At 64.0% G+C, this 17,441-nt stretch carries 14 protein-coding genes and 1 pseudogene; 11 read left to right on the forward strand and 4 right to left on the reverse strand.

All coding sequences use genetic code 11. The features are described from left to right. Window positions 1-525, reverse strand: a pseudogene (locus J9892_RS17305) (IS5 family transposase); the annotation flags it as partial. 79 nt (window positions 526-604) lie between these two features. Here J9892_RS17305 and J9892_RS17310 point away from each other — a divergent pair. Then, window positions 605-1,264: a hypothetical protein gene (locus J9892_RS17310; protein ID WP_010673556.1), complete on the forward strand. Its 660-nt coding sequence runs from the start codon at window positions 605-607 to the stop codon at window positions 1,262-1,264. Between the two features lie 62 nt (window positions 1,265-1,326). After that, window positions 1,327-2,547, forward strand: coding sequence for a transporter (locus J9892_RS17315; protein WP_052815274.1), 1,221 nt, complete (start codon window positions 1,327-1,329; stop codon window positions 2,545-2,547). A 100-nt stretch (window positions 2,548-2,647) separates the two neighbouring features. Here J9892_RS17315 and J9892_RS17320 read toward each other — a convergent pair whose 3' ends face one another. Further along, window positions 2,648-3,925 (reverse strand): FAD-binding oxidoreductase, encoded by a 1,278-nt coding sequence (locus tag J9892_RS17320; protein ID WP_041213312.1) that lies wholly within the window; start codon window positions 3,923-3,925, stop codon window positions 2,648-2,650. 49 nt (window positions 3,926-3,974) lie between these two features. Continuing rightward, window positions 3,975-4,583 carry an HTH-type transcriptional regulator PuuR gene (gene puuR, locus J9892_RS17325; protein ID WP_052815273.1) on the reverse strand — a complete coding sequence of 203 codons (609 nt, stop codon included), beginning with the start codon at window positions 4,581-4,583 and terminating at the stop codon, window positions 3,975-3,977. Window positions 4,584-4,892: 309 nt separating this feature from the next. On the opposite strand from puuR, the gene J9892_RS17330 reads away from it, so the two are divergent. The 5 genes from J9892_RS17330 to J9892_RS17350 all read left to right on the forward strand — a co-directional run bounded on the left by J9892_RS17330 (window position 4,893) and on the right by J9892_RS17350 (window position 11,406). Next, the gene (locus tag J9892_RS17330; protein ID WP_052815272.1) at window positions 4,893-6,356 is read left to right on the forward strand and encodes an NAD-dependent succinate-semialdehyde dehydrogenase; all 1,464 of its coding nucleotides are present in this window, start codon (window positions 4,893-4,895) and stop codon (window positions 6,354-6,356) included. 232 nt (window positions 6,357-6,588) lie between these two features. Then, the gene (gene gabT, locus J9892_RS17335) at window positions 6,589-7,878 is read left to right on the forward strand and encodes a 4-aminobutyrate--2-oxoglutarate transaminase (RefSeq protein WP_042014742.1); all 1,290 of its coding nucleotides are present in this window, start codon (window positions 6,589-6,591) and stop codon (window positions 7,876-7,878) included. A 233-nt stretch (window positions 7,879-8,111) separates the two neighbouring features. Further along, window positions 8,112-8,249, forward strand: coding sequence for a hypothetical protein (locus J9892_RS17340; RefSeq protein WP_164882164.1), 138 nt, complete (start codon window positions 8,112-8,114; stop codon window positions 8,247-8,249). Continuing rightward, window positions 8,249-9,592, forward strand: coding sequence for an APC family permease (locus tag J9892_RS17345; protein ID WP_161470788.1), 1,344 nt, complete (start codon window positions 8,249-8,251; stop codon window positions 9,590-9,592). The genes J9892_RS17340 and J9892_RS17345 overlap by 1 nt, the downstream gene beginning before the upstream one ends. A 470-nt stretch (window positions 9,593-10,062) precedes the next feature. After that, window positions 10,063-11,406, forward strand: coding sequence for an APC family permease (locus J9892_RS17350; RefSeq protein WP_039039328.1), 1,344 nt, complete (start codon window positions 10,063-10,065; stop codon window positions 11,404-11,406). Between the two features lie 75 nt (window positions 11,407-11,481). On the opposite strand, the gene J9892_RS17355 is transcribed toward J9892_RS17350, so the two are convergent. Continuing rightward, a complete protein-coding gene (locus J9892_RS17355) occupies window positions 11,482-11,874 on the reverse strand; it encodes a hypothetical protein (protein WP_029314009.1) in 393 nt (130 codons plus the stop codon). A 251-nt stretch (window positions 11,875-12,125) separates the two neighbouring features. Between J9892_RS17355 and J9892_RS17360 the strand changes: the two genes are divergently transcribed. From J9892_RS17360 to J9892_RS17375, 4 genes are all read left to right on the forward strand, one after another. Beyond that, window positions 12,126-13,280, forward strand: a complete 1,155-nt coding sequence (locus J9892_RS17360) for a Na/Pi symporter (RefSeq protein ID WP_049636607.1) — start codon at window positions 12,126-12,128, stop codon at window positions 13,278-13,280. 141 nt (window positions 13,281-13,421) lie between these two features. Further along, a complete protein-coding gene (locus J9892_RS17365) occupies window positions 13,422-13,892 on the forward strand; it encodes an FKBP-type peptidyl-prolyl cis-trans isomerase (RefSeq protein WP_010673545.1) in 471 nt (156 codons plus the stop codon). A gap of 298 nt (window positions 13,893-14,190) precedes the next feature. Continuing rightward, complete coding sequence (locus J9892_RS17370) at window positions 14,191-14,958, forward strand: class III extradiol ring-cleavage dioxygenase (RefSeq protein WP_210538614.1); 768 nt, start codon at window positions 14,191-14,193, stop codon at window positions 14,956-14,958. A 361-nt stretch (window positions 14,959-15,319) separates the two neighbouring features. Then, entirely contained in the window at window positions 15,320-17,404 is a 2,085-nt protein-coding gene (locus J9892_RS17375) for a transporter substrate-binding domain-containing protein (RefSeq protein ID WP_210538615.1), read from the forward strand. The last annotated feature ends 37 nt before the right edge of the window (window positions 17,405-17,441 follow it).

Raw genomic sequence — 17,441 nt, forward strand, 5'->3', positions numbered from 1 at the left:
ACCTGATGACGTTGGTATCCTCGCCATGGCCAACGCGCTTGTTGCATAGCTGATTTCTGCTGATTGCCCCGGTGACAGGCAGAAGCTCAGTGGTAAGCCATGACCGTCCGTGACCAAGTGAATTTTGCTGCCGAAACCTCCCCGCGGAACGGCCAAGGGCTTGATTCATTGAGGTGTTTTTTTACGTGCACCGGCAGCATCTTTGGATGCTCTGACATTGGAGCCGTCCAGGCACCACAGGTCGAAATCGATGAGCCCTTCTTCATTGAGCTTGAGTTGCAGCGCTTCCAGAATGGCATCAATCCGGCCTGCATCCTGCCAACGCCGGAAGGTGTTGTAGACCGAATTCCATGGTCCGAAACGTTCTGGAAGGTCTCGCCAAGGAGCTCCGGTGTGGAGTATCCAGAGAATGCCATCGAGCACTTGGCGCGGTTCACGGGTAGGGCGCCCGATCAGGCTTCGAGAAGGAAACTGGGGCTCGATAAGCCCCCATTGTGCATCAGTCAGCTGATAACGGCGGGACACGGAATGGATCTTAAGCTGTTGAGAAGATGTGAGATTATATCCTCATCACTTTAAGAACACAGCCTAATGTGAGGTCATCATGAATACCCGACCCGCCCTATGCCTCCTCTGCAGCCTGGGTGGCATCGCCTCTCCGCTGCTGGCAGCACCGGACCCGCTGGCCCATCTGTCAGACCACTTTGCGCCCGAACTGGCGGACGGGGAGCTGGCCCACCTGCGCGGCCGCTATGTCAGCAGCCATGGCATCAGCTACTTCGGCATCGAGTTCATCTCGTCACTGACCACGGCCCAGGCCCAGCAGACGGCGGCCATGAACCTGGCGCTGAGCATTGTGCAAAACAAACCCAAGCTGGATGTGCGCGTCAAGGATGAGGTCAAGCCCGCGGCCACACCCGCCAAGGAGGCCCAGGTGCAGGGGGCCGGGCTGGTGCAGGTCGTTCAACTGGAGGGGAGCGGCAACAGCTCGGTCAACCAGACCGGTATTGAACTGACCACCCCGACCATGACGGGACACCTGGTTCAGGCGGGCAGCTACGAGCACCAGGGCGATCTTGGCACCGCCACTTATCGGGTCTCGGGGAATTATGCCGGCTTGCAACTACACTCTTCCGACGGCCGGGTCCTGCTGGAGCAGAGCCTGCGCGGTACCGACTTCAGCCGAGGGCTGCTGCAGTTCAACAAGGTCAGGGGGGACGGTTTGCAGACGCTCAATCAGACCCGCATCTGGTTTTCGCGCTGAGCACCGGTGAGCCCGGGGGCTGAACCATCAGAAAGGATGATAAACAACAAGGACGTATCCCGATGAAACAGTCTCGCATGCTGTTGATTGCCCTCGCCCCCTTCGCCTGCTGGGGGGCCACGGCCGAGGAGGAGGCCCTGCAACAACAGCTGGATCTCCTGCGCCAGCAACTGATCCAGCAAAATCAGGCCCTTCATCAGCTCCAGGCCCGCCTGGAGGCCGTCAAGGCCCGCCTGGAGGCCGTCAAGGCCGCCGGTGCCACGACGGCAACCGCCGGGGTCGGAGCCGGGGCCGCCGTCGCCTCCACCCAGCAGGACGCCTCACGGCGCACGCCGGAAGTCGGCCGCAGTACCGAAGACCTGATGATCGAACAGCACAATGTGTTCGACCGCGCCCTGACCGTCGATGTGGGCCTCTCCTACCAGCACTACAACCGCAAGGATCTCGCCCTGCGCGGCTTCCTCGCCCTGGACGCCATCTTCCTTGGCGAAATCAACCTGGATCGGGTGCGCTCCGATCAGTGGACGGCGGATGTCATCACCCGCTACACCCTCAACGATCGCTGGCAACTGGAGCTGGCCCTCCCCTACATGTTCCGCAACACCAACTACCAGAGCACCGGCAAGGAGAACTCCAGCCGCGACTTCGAGGAGCAGAGCGTCAGCGATGGCGGTCTGGGGGATCTCAGCCTCGCCATCTACTACAGGGTCATGGCAGAGAGCGAGGATTGGCCGGATCTGGTGTGGAACTTCCGGGCCAAGGCGCCGACCGGCAAGGATCCTTACGGCATCGAGATCAACACCTCGGAATCGGGCAACCTGGTGACCCCCAAGGAGCTCGCCACCGGCAACGGGCTCTGGCAGCTCTCCACCGGCTTCTCCCTGGTCAAGACCATGGATCCCGCCATCCTGTTTGCCAGCCTCAACTATGGTCACAGCCTCAAGCAGGACTTTGACGATATCTCCTACCAGCCCGGCAACCAGCCCGGCAGCATCCAGCTGGGAGACTGGTATGAATATGGCCTGGGGGTCGCATTCGCTCTCAACGAACGCTTCAGCCTCTCCTTCAACATCAACCAGCGCGTCACCATGGAGTCCGAGCAGGGGTCCGAAGGCTTTGCCATGGAGAAGGTCATCGGCTCCGATGCCAACGCCGCCAGCTTTGGCATGGGGTCGACCTGGGCCATCACCGACAACCTCTCCATGGCGGTCAACTGGTCTGCCGGGCTCACCACGGACGCACCGGACTACACCATCGGGATCCGCTTCCCCTACCGCTTCTAGCCCCGTCAGGACCCCGGCAGGTTGACGGCAAAAAACGAGGGAGGCATAACGCCTCCCTCTTCTTGTTGCCGCCAGCCTGCCTGGCGGGCCATCGGTGACATCACACCCCCAGGCGATCGCGCAGGGTGTACCAGGCGGCGCCGGCGGCGGTGAAGGGGATGCGCAGCAGGCGGCCACCCGGGAAGGGGTAGTGCGGCAGCCTGGCGAACGCATCGAAGCGCTCTGCCTGACCGCTCAGCACCTCGGAGAGCAGCTTGCCCGCCAGATGGGTACAGGTGACGCCGTGGCCGCTGTAGCCCTGCATGTAGTAGATGTTGTGACCGATGCGGCCAAACTGCGGCAGGCGCGACAGGGTGAGCAGGAAGTTGCCGGTCCAGGTGTACTCCACCTTGACGTCGGCCAGCTGCGGGAAAGTCTTGAGCATCTTGGGGATGATCAGCCGCTCGATGTCCGCCGGATCCCGCGCCCCGTAGACCACGCCGCCGCCATAGATGAGCCGGTGATCGCCGGAGGTACGGTAGTAGTCGAGCAGGTAGTTGCAATCCTCCAGACAGTAGTTCTGTGGCAAGAGTGAACGGGCCCGCTCCTCTCCCAGCACTTCGGTGGCGATCACCTGGGTGCCGCAAGGCATGCTCTTGCTGGCCAGTTCCGGCACCAGATTGCCGAGGTAGGCGTTGCCGGCCACCACGATAAAGCGTGCCTTCACCGCCCCTTTGGCGGTCTTGACCAATGCCGGCTGACCCGGAGTAATGCTGGTGACGGCGGACTGCTCGAAGATAAGCCCCCCCTGAATGCGGATGGCTTCCGCCTCCCCCAGCGCCAGATTGAGAGGGTGAATATGGCCGCCGCTCTTGTCGAGCAGGGCGCCGACGTAGCGATCGCTCGCGACCACCTCGCGCACCCCCTTGGCATCGAGCAGCTCCAGCTGGTCGTTGCCCCACTTCTCCCAGCGCGCCTTCTGCGCCTTGAGCTCGTGAAGCTGCTTCTCGGTCTCGGCGGCAAAGACCCCGCCCTCCTGCAGATCGCACTGGATGTTGTAGCGTTTGATCCGCTCGCGGATGATCTGGCCCCCCTCAAACAACATGGAGCCGAGCAGCCTGGCCTGATCCGGCGGGCAGTTCGCTTCGATGGTGTCGATGTCGCGGCTGTAGGAGTTGACGATCTGGCCGCCGTTGCGACCGCTGGCGCCAAAGCCGACCCTGGCCGCCTCCAGCACCACCACCTTGTACCCCTTCTCCACCAGATGCAGCGCACTGGAGAGGCCGGTGTAGCCTGCGCCTATGACGCAGACGTCGCACTCCAGCTGCTCGGTGAGCGTGGGATAGGGCGCGTGTTTGTTGGCACTGGCTGCGTAGTAACTCTTTACATGTTCGGTCATGATCCCTGTTTCCTTACCGGTTCGTTTCCAACACAACGGGTTGTTCACATTAAAAGCTGGCCGGGGTGTGGGCGCTGACGATGCGGCAGACCTGCCCCGAGGGATTGCTGAAACTGTGGGGCTCGCCGGTGTCGATGACATAACTGTCCCCGGCGCACAGTTCATAGGTCTGGCCGGCCAGGGTCAGCAGCACCGACCCTTCCAGCACGGTGCCCACCTCTTCCCCCTGATGCTTCACCACGCCGCCGGTGTCGGTGCCGGGTGCATAGGTCTCCAGCATGAAGCCGAGCTGGCGCCGATTGTTGCCGTTGTGCACCAGCTTCATGGAGACCCCCTGGCTGCCAAGCTCGATGAGCTGCTCCGCCTTGATCACCACGCTGGGCGTGCTCGCCACCTCCTCTTCGGCGAAGAAGCGCGACAACGGCAGCTCGTAGACGCTCAGCAGCTTTTGCAGGGAGGCCACCGAGGGGCTCACCTTGTTCTGCTCTATCATGCAGATGGCGCCGTGGGTCAGGCCGCTCAGCTCCGCCACCCGGCGCTGGGAGAGTCCGAGCTCCCTGCGGATCCGGGCGAGCCGCTCCCCCATGTTTCTCTCGTGCTCCGCCTGGGGGTTGTCCGTCATGGTCCGCCACCGGACCTCGCCACGGGATTGCTCCATCGCCCACCTCCTTCCATGGTCATTCGAATACCTGGGGCCGACTGGTCAATATAGTGAGTCAGGCACGTCAGCCCCGTTCACTATCCTGCACAACCCAGGGCGTTCATTATTTTGCACACCCTGCGCAATGAAAACCGCTACAATCGCGCTCGCAGCCCCATTTCTAGCATGTAACGCCCAGTTCACTCAAATATATTTAACACTTGAAAAACATTTCGGCTCATTTTATGGTCGTTACGTGCTTATTATTCTATACGGCGGTGCCCACATAAACGCGCCACCCAGACCCACTATCGAGGCCCCTTACTTATGTCAGCATCACAACCTGCTCTCTCCCTGATCAAATCCCTGGCCTATGTCGACGGCCGCTGGTGCGAGTCCCTGGGCGGGCGCCGGTTCGAGGTCCTGAACCCGGCCACCGGCCAGATCATCACCCAGGTGCCCGACATGGACGGGGAGGATACCCGCCTCGCCATCGCGGCGGCCCACGCGGCGCAACCCGCCTGGGCGGCCCTCACCGCCAAGGAGCGCAGCAGCAAACTCTACGCCTGGTTCGAGCGCATCATGGCCAACCAGGAGGAGCTCGCCCGTATCATGACCTGCGAGCAGGGCAAGCCGCTGGCGGAAGCCAAAGGAGAGGTGGCCTACGGCGCCAGCTTCATCCAGTGGTTCGCGGAAGAGGGCAAGCGTGCCTATGGCCGCACCATCCCCGGCTTCTCCGCCGATCGGCGCCTGGCCACCATCAAGCAGCCGGTGGGGGTCGTGGCCGCCATCACCCCCTGGAACTTCCCCATCGCCATGATCACCCGCAAAGCGGGTCCGGCGCTGGCCGCCGGTTGCACCATCGTCATCAAGCCCGCCGCCGAAACGCCCCTCTGCGCCCTGGCGCTGGCGGTACTGGCGGAGCAGGCGGGCATTCCCGCTGGGGTCATCAACATCGTCACCTCCCATCAGGCGAGCGCGGTGGGCAACGAGCTGTGCAGCAACCCCGTGGTGCGCAAGCTCTCCTTCACCGGCTCCACCCGCATCGGCAAACTGCTGATGCGCCAGTGCGCCGACACCATGAAGCGCCTCTCCCTGGAGCTTGGCGGCAACGCGCCCTTCATCGTCTTTGACGACGCCGACCTCGACGCCGCCGTGGCCGGGGCTCTGGCCTCCAAATACCGCAACGCCGGCCAGACCTGCGTCTGCGCCAACCGCATCCTGGTGCAGGCCAGCGTCTACGACGCCTTCGCCGAGAAGCTCGCCGCCGCAGTCAAGGCCTTCAAGGTGGGAGACGGCATGGGCGAGGGCGTCCAGATCGGGCCCCTCATCAACCCGGCCGCCGCCAGCAAGGTGGCCGAGCTGGTGCAGCAATCGGTCGCCGCCGGTGCCCGGGTGCTGGTGGGGGGCGACGCCCACCCCGCCGGTCCCCTCTTCTATCACCCCACCATCCTGACCGGGGTCACCCGGGGCAACCCCATTCTGGACGAGGAGATCTTCGGGCCCGTCGCCCCCCTGGTGCGCTTTGAGACGGAAGCCGAGGCCATTGCGCTTGCCAACGACACCCCCTATGGCCTGGCCGCCTACTTCTATGGCCGCGACATCGCCCGGGTGTGGCGAGTGGCCGAGGGGCTCGAATACGGCATGGTGGGGATCAACGAGGGGATCATCTCCACCGAACTGGCCCCCTTTGGCGGGATCAAGGAGTCGGGGCTGGGCCGGGAAGGGGCGGCCGAAGGGCTGGAGGAGTACCTGGAGACCAAATATCTCTGCTTTGGCGGCATTCGCTGAGGGGAGTGAAGGGTCAATCGCATCGTTAAAACAGATGCGTTATGACACAGCCCATCGTTTTTACAGATAGAAAGAGGGGGTCGCCGGTCACGACCGAGCGCCTTGTGGGCCCAGAGGGCACACCCGGGGCCCCCTTTTGCGAACAGGCCGCCCTGCCCGAGGGCAGTTGGCGGCACACATATGGCCAGATGGCACAGGAACAGCGGGGGCCCATGCCCCTCAGGGAGGAAAGATGAGTCATTCAAGCAACAACCAGCAGTGGCAGGCCCGCCGCGAAGCGGCCGTGGTCCAGGGGGTCGGCACCCTGCTGCCGGTCTTCATCGACCGGGCGCACAACGCCGAGCTGTGGGACGTGGAGGGCAACCGCTACATCGACTTTGCCTCCGGCATCGCCGTGCTCAACACCGGCCACAACCACCCCAAGGTGGTGGCGGCGGTGCGCGAGCAGCTCGAGAAATTCAGCCACACCTGCTTCCAGGTCACCCCCTACTCCGGCTATATCGAGCTGGCGGAAAAATTGAATGCCCTGGTGCCCGGCCCCACCCCCAAGCGCACCCTCTTCCTCTCCACCGGCGCCGAGGCGGTAGAGAACGCCATCAAGATCGCCCGCGCCCACACCGGTCGCAGCGGCACCATCGCCTTCAAGGGGGGCTTCCACGGCCGCACCATGATGGGCATGGCCCTCACCGGCAAGGTGGTGCCCTACAAGACCGGCTTCGGCCCCTTCCCGGGGGAGGTCTATCACCTCCCCTTCCCCGCCGACTACCTGGGAGTGAGTGAAGACGATGCCCTGGCCGCGCTGGATCTCTGCTTCAGTGCCGACATCGAACCCACCCGGGTGGCCGCCATCATCATCGAGCCGGTGCAGGGGGAAGGGGGCTTCTACCCCGCCTCCGCCAGCTTCATGCAGCGCCTGCGCCAGGTGTGCGACCAGCACGGCATCCTACTTATCTGCGACGAGATCCAGACCGGTTTCTGTCGCACCGGCAAAACCTTCGCCACCGAATACAGCGGTGTCGAACCCGACATCATGACGCTCGCCAAGAGCCTGGCCGGCGGCTTCCCGCTCTCTGCCGTGGTGGGCAAGAGCGAGGTGATGAATGCCGCCAAGCCCGGTGGCCTTGGGGGCACCTATGCGGGCTCCCCCATCGCCTGCGCCGCCGCCCTGGCGGTGCTGGAGGTGATCGAGGAGGAGCGCCTGAACCAGAAGGCCCTGGCCCAGGGGGAGCAGATCAAGGCTCGCCTGCACCAGCTGGCGACACGGTTTGACTGCATCGGCAACATCCGCGGCCCCGGCGCCATGGTGGCCATGGAGCTGGTGAAGGAGGGAGATGCCGCCAGACCGGACCCGGATCTCACCAAGCGGCTGGTGGCCGAGGCGGGCAAGCGGGGGCTGGTGCTGCTGGCCTGCGGCGTGCGTGGCAACGTGATCCGTTTCCTCGCCCCTCTGACCGCCCCGGCGGCCATCGTCGACGAGGGGCTCGACCTGCTGGAGCAGGCCCTGTCCGCCTCCCTGGCCTGATCCGGAGGACCGCGTTCGCCCACGTGCAAAAAAATGCGTTTTTGCTCCCTTGATATGCTTGTCAAGGGGGCATCACGAATGCACAATGCGCCGCCGTATTCAAGGACCGTCCGCTCATCGGAGCCCGGTTCTTTTTTTGCGCCAAACAAATCCATAACGAGGCCGGAACAGACCGGAAATGATAACGAGGTGGCACGCCATCTCACGACACCCGCTTCTTAGTGAGGAACTCCATGGGGCATATCATCGCTTTCCTGCCGGCCCGCGCCGGTCTGCGCCATCCGTCCGCATCCCGGACTGGCGCCCCCACCGTGCAGGATGACCTCACCGTCAGCCTGATCCCGTCAACCTGCCTGCGGGGGATCGCCTGATGCACCCGCACCCCGCCGGTCTGAAAAAAAGCCTGAAACTCTGGCACGTGGTCATCATGGGGCTGGCCTATCTCACCCCCATGGCGGTGTTCGACACCTTCGGCATCGTCACCGAAATCACCGAAGGCCATGTGCCGACCGCCTACCTGCTCGCCCTCATCGGCATGCTGTTCACCGCCATGAGCTACGGCCACCTGGTGCGCAAGTTCCCCTCGGCAGGCTCCGCCTACACCTATGCCCAGAAGGTGTTCCACCCCTATGTGGGTTTCATGGTGGGCTGGGTCTCCCTGCTCGACTACATGTTCATGCCCATGATCAACATGCTGCTGGCCAAGATCTACATGGAGGCCCTCTTCCCCGGCGTGGCCCCCTGGACCTACATCCTGGCCCTGGCCGCCGTCATGACCTTCCTGAACCTGCGGGGCATCAAGCTGGTGGCGAACTTCAACAGCCTGATCGTCATCATGCAGTTCAGCATCATCGCCGTCTTCATCGGCCTCATCGCCTGGGGCGTGAGCCACGGCGAGGGGCTGGGCACGGTGGCGAGCAGCCGCCCCTTCTTCTCCGAGCAGATGCACATCCATCCCCTGCTGACCGGCGCCTCCATCCTCTGCCTGTCGTTCCTCGGGTTTGACGCCATCACCACCCTGTCGGAGGAGACCCCGAACGCGGATCGGGTGATCCCCCGGGCCATCGTGCTCACCGCCCTCATCGGCGGCGTGCTCTTCATCTCGGTCTCCTACTTCCTGCAGCTCTTCTTCCCGGACATCTCCCGCTTCCAGCAGCCGGATGCGGTGCTGCCGGAGATCGCCCTCTATGTGGGCGGCAAGCTGTTCCAGGCGGTGGTGCTGGTCTGCACCACGGTGGCGGTGCTCGCCTCGGGGCTCGCCTCCCACGCCGGGGTATCGCGCCTGCTCTACGTGATGGGCCGGGATCGCGCCCTGCCGAGCCGCGTCTTCGGCTACATCCACCCCACCTGGCAGACCCCGGCTCTCAACGTGCTGCTGGTGGGCATGCTGGCCCTCTCGGCGGTGGCCTTCGATCTGGAGATGGCGCTGGCGCTCATCAACTTCGGCGCCCTGGTGGCCTTCACCTTCGTCAACCTGGCGGTGATTGCCCACTTCTATCTCAGGCTGGGTCACAACAAGACCCTGAAGGATCACCTGCTGTTCCTCGCCCTGCCCCTGTGCGGCGCCGCCTGCATCGGGGTGCTCTGGCTCAACCTGGAGCCCGCCTCCTTCGAGCTGGGGCTGATCTGGGCCGCCCTCGGTGCCATCTACCTGCTGCTGCGCCTCACCGTGTTCCGGGTCCGCCTCGGCCGCCCCGAGCAGGACGCCTCCTGAGCGAAACCGGCGCCCTCAGGGCGCCGGTTTCACATGGCGGCAAAGCAGGGTCCCGCCTGATGACAAGGTTGTCATCGACTTTCCGGCAGCGGTGGCGAAGTGATCGCTCACCGGGGGAACAAATTCCCCGCTGACGGCCTTTTTCGCTTGTCTCCTCCCTCCCCTGAGGGCACAATACGGCGCCCCTTGAGAGCCGATGTTTCAACAACATCGGTTCTTTGCTTTTCTGGGGCACACCACCATTCACCAAGAGGCCGGCCATGTGCCGGAATTGATACCCAGATTGCCAAGCAATCTCCCGACGTTGTGAGGAAAAACATGGGGCATTTCACTGCTTTCCTGCCGGTCCCCGCCGGCGTGCGCCACGCATCTGTGCCACAGATGGGCGCCCCCTGTGTCCAGCGACGCGTTTCCGCGTCCCTGATCCCGTCCCATCTCGCCCACGGGGCCTGTGCAGAGGAGAAAGCGTGATGGCCGGTGCCAAGCTGCTCAAGACCCTCACCCTGTTCCAGGTCGTGGTGATGGGTCTGGCTTACCTCACGCCCATGGCGGTATTCGATACCTTCGCCATCGTCGGTGACATCACGGATGGTCGCGTGGCCACCGCCTACCTGCTGGCGCTCGGCGGCATCCTGCTGACCGCGTTCAGCTACGGCCACCTGGTGCGCCGCTTCCCGTCCGCAGGCTCCGCCTACACCTATGCCCAGAAGGTGTTCCACCCCTACGTGGGCTTCATGGTGGGCTGGTCTTCCCTGCTGGACTACATGTTCATGCCGATGATCAACATCCTGCTGGCCAAGATCTACCTGACCGCCATGTTCCCCACCGTGGAGCCTTGGATCTTCATCTTCGGTCTGGTGACCGTGATGACCTTCCTGAACCTGCGCGGCATCAAGCTGGTGGCGAACCTCAACGGCTTCATCGTCTTCATCCAGATCGCCATCATCGTCACCTTCCTCGGCCTCATCGCCTGGGGCCTGAGTCACGGTGAAGGGGCCGGCACCCTGATGAGCAGCCGTCCGTTCCATGTGGAGTCTGCCAGCATGCTGCCGCTGTTTACCGGCGCCACCATCCTCTGCTTCTCGTTCCTGGGCTTCGACGGCCTGAGCTCCCTCTCCGAAGAGACCCCGAATGCCGGCAAGGTGATCCCCCGCGCCATCGTGCTGACGGCCCTCATCGGCGGCATCATCTTCGTCACCGTCTCCTACAGCCTGCAGCTCTTCTTCCCGGATCTGGCCCGCTTCAAGGAGCCGGACGCCGTGCTGCCGGAGATCGCCCTCTACGTGGGTGGCACCCTGTTCCAGAGCGTGGTGCTGGTGTGCACCACCGCGGCCGTGCTCGCCTCCGGCATGGCGGCCCACGCCGGCGTGTCGCGCATCCTCTACGTGATGGGTCGCGATCGCATGATCCCGGAGCGGGTGTTCGGCTATATCCACCCCACCTGGCGCACCCCGGCCATCAACGTGCTGCTGGTGGGGGCCCTGGCCCTCTCCGCGGTCTCCTTCGATCTGGACATGGCCCTGGCCCTGGTGAACTTCGGCGCCCTGGTGGCCTTTACCTTCGTCAACCTCTCGGTGATCGGCCAGTTCTGGGTCCGCGAGAAGCGCAACAAGAGCCTCAAGGAGCACCTGCTGTTCCTGGTGCTGCCGCTGCTGGGGGCCGCCACCATCGGCGCCCTCTGGATCAACCTGGAGCAGAGCTCCCTGGAGCTTGGCCTCATCTGGGCGGGGATCGGGGTCACCTACCTCTTCCTGCGCCTCGCCGTGTTCCGCATCCCCTTCCGTCAGTACGAGGAAGCGGCCGACGGCCAGTAAGGCGGCACACACGCCCAAACAGAAGGGGAGCCCATGGCTCCCCTTCTTGCATTCAGACGTCCGGTGCGCGGACCCTCACCCCTGATTGAGCACGGCCGTGGCGGCCGCCTTGACCGGATCCCTGGTCACGGCGTTGACATCCTTGCGGGTCTGGTTGACCTTGTCCTGCGCCTGCTTCACACCGGCACTCTGCTTGTTCAGGGCCGCATTGGTGTGCTGCCTGGTCTCTTTCAGTCCCGCCGTCTTCTTGTCCAGCACGTCCGTGGTGTGTTTCTTCACCTCGGCATTGGCCTTCTCCTTCTGCTTGCGCACCAGCTTGTCGGCATCGCAGTTGCCCTTGACCCCCAGGGTGGCGTTCATCGCCTCGTTCCTGACCGCCTTGTCGAGGTTGCACTCGGACTTGAACACGCTGGCCTGCGCACCGGCAGACAGCAGACCCAGGGAGAGGCACAAAACCCATGCACGCATCATCACTTCCTCAGTTTCAAGACAGGAAAGTCCGGCAGCATATAACCCTGGGATCCCAGTGCAAGGGCGGGGGCCGGTGATGAGCCGGATGGCGTCATATCGGCGTTTGCTCCGACACCTTTTGTCTGCGACGCCCCCTGCCGCCCTGTCACCAAAGCATCATAAAAGTGTCACGTTGTCATATTTCTGTCATGGAGCCTTGTTGTAATGCGCCCGTCCATTTTCAACGCAGAACGACCCCAAGAGGCCATATGCACAGCACCGCATCTTCCGCACCCCAGCAGATCCGTCGTCCCGGCCCCCTGTTCAACTGGCTCGCGGTGATCACGCTGATCTACCTGATCCTGGTCGCCGTTGGCGCCGTCTCCCACGGCTTCAAGGGCTTCTCCGGCGGCGCCGAGGGCGCGGCCCAGATCTTCGCCTTTGCCAACAACCCCTTCGTCGCCCTGCTGCTCGGCATCCTGGCCACCGCCCTGGTGCAATCCTCCAGCACCGTCACCTCGGTGATCGTCGGCCTGGTGGCAGGGGGCCTGCCCATGGCCATGGCCATCCCCATGGTGATGGGGGCTAACCTCGGCACCACCATCACCAACACCATCGTCTCCCTGGGGCACATCCGGGACAGAGGCGAGTTTCGCCGCGCCTTCGCCGCCGCCACCGTGCACGACTTTTTCAACCTGCTGGCGGTCTTCATCTTCCTGCCCCTGGAGCTGATGTTCGGTCTGCTGCAAAAGAGTGCGGAAGGGATTGCCAGCCTGCTGCTGGGCTCCGCCGACATGTCGATGAAGGGGATGGATTTCATGAAGCCCCTCATCTCCCCGTCCCTGGATCTCATCGACGGTGCCGTCGCCTTCCTGCCGGGCAAGGGGGGCGCCATCGCCACCATTCTCATCGGGATTCTGCTCATCCTGTTCTGCGTCACCGCCCTTGGCAAGGTGCTGCAACAGGTCATGGTGGGCCGTGCCAAGGAGCTGCTGCACAAGGCCCTGGGCCGTGGCCCGCTCACCGGCATCGCCTCCGGCACCCTGGTCACCGTGATGGTGCAGTCCTCCTCCACCACCACCAGCCTGATGATCCCCCTGGCGGGAGGCGGCGTGTTCAACACCCGTCAGCTCTACCCCTTCACCCTGGGGGCCAACATCGGCACCACCATCACCGCCCTGCTGGCCGCCACCGCCATCAGCGGTGCCGGTGCCCAGCTCGCCCTGACCATCGCCCTGGTCCACGTGCTGTTCAACCTCTTCGCCGTGGTGCTCATCTACGGGGTGCCCTTCCTGCGGGAATTGCCCATCAAGGCCGCCGAAGCCCTGGCCCGGGTCGGCAGCGAGAACAAGCTGCTGGCGCTGGGTTACGTGGCCGGGCTCTTCTTCGCCCTGCCCGCCCTGATGATGGTGGCCGTCAAGTAACCCCGCGGCGGGGGCACTCAGCTGCCCCCGCCCCCTTACCCGCCAGGTCACATCCCGGGGCGCCTCCCCTCGCCCTCTCCCCCTGGCTGGGATAAGATGCCCCCTCACTCGCACTCTGATTTCAAGGAACAGGAAAACCCGATGAAATTCATTCTGATAGCCCTTCTTATCGCCGGCGCCGCCTACTACTTCTACTCCAGCAGCAACAACCGGAAGCTGGCCGAAGAGAACGTGCGCAAGGGGGCCGAGTTCCTCGCCAGCAACCAGGAAAAACCCCTGGTGACCACCACCGCCTCCGGCCTGCAGTACGAAGTGCTGACCCCGGGCACCGGTACCGTTCACCCCACCGCCACCAGCAAGGTGAAGGTGCACTACGAGGGCAAGCTGCTGGACGGCACCGTGTTCGACAGCTCCGTCGCCCGTGGCGAACCCATCGAGTTCGGCCTCAACCAGGTGATCAAGGGTTGGACCGAAGGGGTGCAACTGATGGTGGAAGGGGAGAAGACCCGCTTCTACATCCCCGCCAACCTGGCCTATGGCGACAGAGCCGCCGGCAAGATCCCGCCGGGCTCAGTCCTCATCTTCGACGTGGAGCTGCTGGGCATTCAATAAACCCGCCCTGGGCCCGCGTTGATCTTGGAGGCGGCGCTGCGGGGCATCCCGTCAGAGGCCACGTCCGACGGACCCTGATCACAACGCCGGCGCACTGCGCCGGCGTTGTCGTTTCTGCCCCGGTCTCCCTCGCCCTGATGCCAGACTATCAACCAAAAGTGAAGAGTGCTTATCCTTAAAGCCTGATTGTTAACCCATCAATAGGGGCAGATAATGACCACATCGTCAGCGGCATGTCGCCCTGGCCTCGGGTTGTCGGTGCGCCGCGCGCATCGGCACAACACATATGGAGTCTGTCATGTCTATCGCCCCTGTCTGGTTCATCTCCCACGGCGCCCCGGATCTGGTCCTGCGCGATCAGCCCGCGACCCGGTTCCTGAAGCAACTGCGCCTCAAGGGTGCCAGAGGGCTGGTGGTGATCTCGGCCCACTGGTTCAGCCGAAGCGAGCTGCAGATCAACGTCGAGCCCAACCCGGCCCTGATGTACGACTTCTACGGCTTCCCCGAGCCCCTCTACCAGATCCGCTGGCCCGCGACGAGCCCGCAATGGTTGCAGGAAGCGGTGAGCGATCAGCTGCTGCTGGCCGGTCTGCCCGCCACCCCAGTGCGCCGCGAGCTGGATCACGGAGTCTGGTCCCCCCTCTCCCTGATGGATCCGGACAGTGAACTCCCCCTGGTGCAGATCGCCATCCCGGCCAGCTTCACCCCGGCCCAGCTGTGGCAACTGGGGGAGGCATTGCAGGGGCTGCGCGAGCAAGGGATCGGCATCCTCGCCTCCGGCGCCATCACCCACAACCTGCGTGCCCTCGGGCCGGACGGCTCGCCGGTTCCCCAGTGGGCGAGCCAGTTTGCCCGCTGGCTGGAGCAGACCATGGCAGAGGGAGACAGGGGAGCGCTGGAAGATTACCGGGCCCGGGCGCCGGGCGCGGTGGAATCCCATCCCCACGACGATCACCTGCGCCCCCTGTTTGTGGCGCTCGGCGCGGCGGGGGCCGACAGACCCCGAAAGCTGCACGACAGCTGGGATTACGGCAGCCTCTACATGGGGGCCTACCAGTTCGGTTGAGGGCGGGGCGGCCAGGCCGCCCTGCTTGCCGTGCTCTCGCCGACGCGCGTGGAGAAATAGCGGACTCGTTATAGCCATTTTCCGGTAGAATGGCCGCCATTGGATGCAATGCTGTTCACTTAAGAGAATTTGAGTTCCAGTCCACGTAGTATCAGGACAAAAAATCGAGGGAGGCATGATGCCTCCCTCTTTCTATTGCAAGCCCCGCTGGATAAAGGCTGGAGGAAGATCGACTGGACACAGCCTTGCCCCCTCAACTCAAATCCAATTTATGAATAATCAGTCAAAAAAGTGCTTATCTGAACAGCATTGCGCCATTGGATGAGGCTTGGCAGGGATGGCTGTCGCGTCGGGTGGCTAGATGAACCTATATCGAACACTGATCCTGCTCTGTCTGCTCTGCCTTCAACCTGTGCAGGCCCTGACCCTGCACAGCCGCTACGATCCCGCCCCGCTGCCTCCCCGCTGGTCGGAGGCGGAGCTCGGATGGCTGCGCCAGCAGTCCCAACTGCGGGTCGGCATCCTGCAAGAGGACTACCGCCCCTTCACCATGATCGCTCGCCAGCGCGTCGAGGGGCTCAGTGCCGACTACATCGACCTGCTGGCCAGGATGCTGGACAAACCCGTTGCCCTGAGCGCCTTCCCCGACAAGGCGCACCTGCTCCGGGCCCTGGCACGGGGGGAGATACACCTCGCCAGCCTCGGCAATCTCACCCTGGCGGACAGTGACACCCGGGCGATCCGCCTGAGCAACCCCTATTTCAGCAGCCCCCTCGTCTTCTCCGTGCCCAGACGTTATCGGGGGGCACTGCTCACACCGGGACAGCGGGTGGCCGCCGTCCGGGATCAGATAGACAGGGCGCGCTTTGGCCGCTACTACCCCACCCTCACCCTGGTGACCTATCCCTCCAACATGGAGGCGTTCGATGCGGTCTTCTTCGGCCGCGACGACATCCTGCTGGGGGATGCCCACGCCACCCACTACCTCAACAGCGAGCGCTTCGACAACCTTCGCCAGCGGGGCGAGGCCCCGCCCGAGCTGGCGCCTGCCGAGTTCCGCTTTGCCGTCCCGGCCACCGAGCCCGCCCTGCTCAGCCTGGTCAACCGGGGGCTGGCGGCCATCGACGACCGGGCGCGCAACACCCTCTTCACCCAGTGGAACGGGCCCATCCGCGACATGAGCGAGCGAAGCGCCGATCTCTATGATGCCGCCGAGCGGGCCTGGATGCGGCAAGCGCCCCCCATCAGGGTGTGGCTGATGGACAACCTCTACCCCTATGGCGCCCTGGATCATGACGGCCAGCTGGTCGGCATGACGGTGGACATGCTGGACAAGATCCGCACACGCACCGGCCTCACCTTCGAGTTCGTGCGGGCAGACTCCGAGCGTCAGCTGGCAAAAGCCATGCAGTCAGGCGCCATCGACCTCATCGGCGCCATCTCCCAGCAGGTGGCCGAACACTACGGGCTGCGCACCTCGGTGCCCTACGCCACCGACAACATCTATGTGATCCTCACCCGCCAGGAGGAACAAGGGATCGACACCATCCGGAGTCTGGCGGGCAAGACGGTGGCGATGACGCACCATGTGCCCCTCGCACAGAGACTGGAGGGTAGCCGCATCACCCAGGTGGAGAGTGCCGCAGAAGCGATGGAGGTGCTCGCCCAGGGACGGGTGGATGCCGCCATCGTGCCCCTCTATTTTGCCCGCCATGCGCTGGACAATGACCCCCAGAGCCCGCTGCGCATCGCCGGCCCCGCCGATGACGAGCCGATCCGGATGGGGTTTGCCAGCCTGCCCGGACAGGGGATGCTGATGGGGATCCTCGACAAGACCATCCTCGCCATCCACCCCAACGAGCTCGCCATGATGAGTTACGAGTGGCGCAACCGCAAACTGCCGGTTCCCGGCTTCATGGATCGCCACGCCCACATCGTCTACCTGGTGTTCGTGGGGCTCCTCACCCTGGCGCTGGTGCTGCTCTATCGCAACCGCATGTTCAAGCGGATGGCCAGCGCCGAGCAGGCTTCCCGCCAGCAACTGGAGGCCCATGTCAGGTTCATCCGGGCACTGGGGGAGAGCCTGCCCCACCCCATCGTCGTGCGGGACAAGAGCGGCAAGGTGCTGCTGTGCAACAGCAAATACCTGACCCAGCTCGGCGCCGAGCCAAAGGCCATCCTGGGTCAGCCCTTCGCCCAGGGGCTGTCAGGGGTGATCGATGCAGGCAGCATCGCCGTGCTGGAGCAGGACTTTGCCAGGGTATTGCAGGAGGGGCAGCCCATCTTTGCGGATCGCCTCTTCCATCACAGGGGAACCCAGAGCGACATCTATCACTGGTTGACATCCTCCCCCACCTTAGCGCTTCGCGTCACAGGAGGGGGATTCCCATTACTGGGTGATAGCTGCTCGCGCAGTACCGGGTTCCTGCTTCATCGGGCGGCCTGATTGCACCACGCCTCCACAGGCTAAAACGGCGTGTCCC

The organism is Aeromonas sp. Prich7-2 (genome assembly GCF_017939255.1).
In the GTDB taxonomy this organism is placed as follows: Bacteria; Pseudomonadota; Gammaproteobacteria; order Enterobacterales; family Aeromonadaceae; genus Aeromonas; species Aeromonas caviae.

Bases quoted from the DNA above. Each gene is read 5' to 3' on its own strand.
- J9892_RS17375 (WP_210538615.1), top strand. From the start codon at position 15,320: ATGAACCTATATCGAACACTGATCCTGCTCTGTCTGCTCTGCCTTCAA.
- J9892_RS17340 (WP_164882164.1), top strand. From the start codon at position 8,112: ATGGGGCATATCATCGCTTTCCTGCCGGCCCGCGCCGGTCTGCGCCAT.
- J9892_RS17310 (WP_010673556.1), top strand. From the start codon at position 605: ATGAATACCCGACCCGCCCTATGCCTCCTCTGCAGCCTGGGTGGCATC.
- puuR (WP_052815273.1), bottom strand. From the start codon at position 4,583: ATGGAGCAATCCCGTGGCGAGGTCCGGTGGCGGACCATGACGGACAAC.
- J9892_RS17315 (WP_052815274.1), top strand. From the start codon at position 1,327: ATGAAACAGTCTCGCATGCTGTTGATTGCCCTCGCCCCCTTCGCCTGC.
- J9892_RS17320 (WP_041213312.1), bottom strand. From the start codon at position 3,925: ATGACCGAACATGTAAAGAGTTACTACGCAGCCAGTGCCAACAAACAC.
- J9892_RS17350 (WP_039039328.1), top strand. From the start codon at position 10,063: ATGGCCGGTGCCAAGCTGCTCAAGACCCTCACCCTGTTCCAGGTCGTG.
- J9892_RS17345 (WP_161470788.1), top strand. From the start codon at position 8,249: ATGCACCCGCACCCCGCCGGTCTGAAAAAAAGCCTGAAACTCTGGCAC.
- J9892_RS17370 (WP_210538614.1), top strand. From the start codon at position 14,191: ATGTCTATCGCCCCTGTCTGGTTCATCTCCCACGGCGCCCCGGATCTG.
- J9892_RS17365 (WP_010673545.1), top strand. From the start codon at position 13,422: ATGAAATTCATTCTGATAGCCCTTCTTATCGCCGGCGCCGCCTACTAC.
- gabT (WP_042014742.1), top strand. From the start codon at position 6,589: ATGAGTCATTCAAGCAACAACCAGCAGTGGCAGGCCCGCCGCGAAGCG.
- J9892_RS17360 (WP_049636607.1), top strand. From the start codon at position 12,126: ATGCACAGCACCGCATCTTCCGCACCCCAGCAGATCCGTCGTCCCGGC.
- J9892_RS17330 (WP_052815272.1), top strand. From the start codon at position 4,893: ATGTCAGCATCACAACCTGCTCTCTCCCTGATCAAATCCCTGGCCTAT.
- J9892_RS17355 (WP_029314009.1), bottom strand. From the start codon at position 11,874: ATGCGTGCATGGGTTTTGTGCCTCTCCCTGGGTCTGCTGTCTGCCGGT.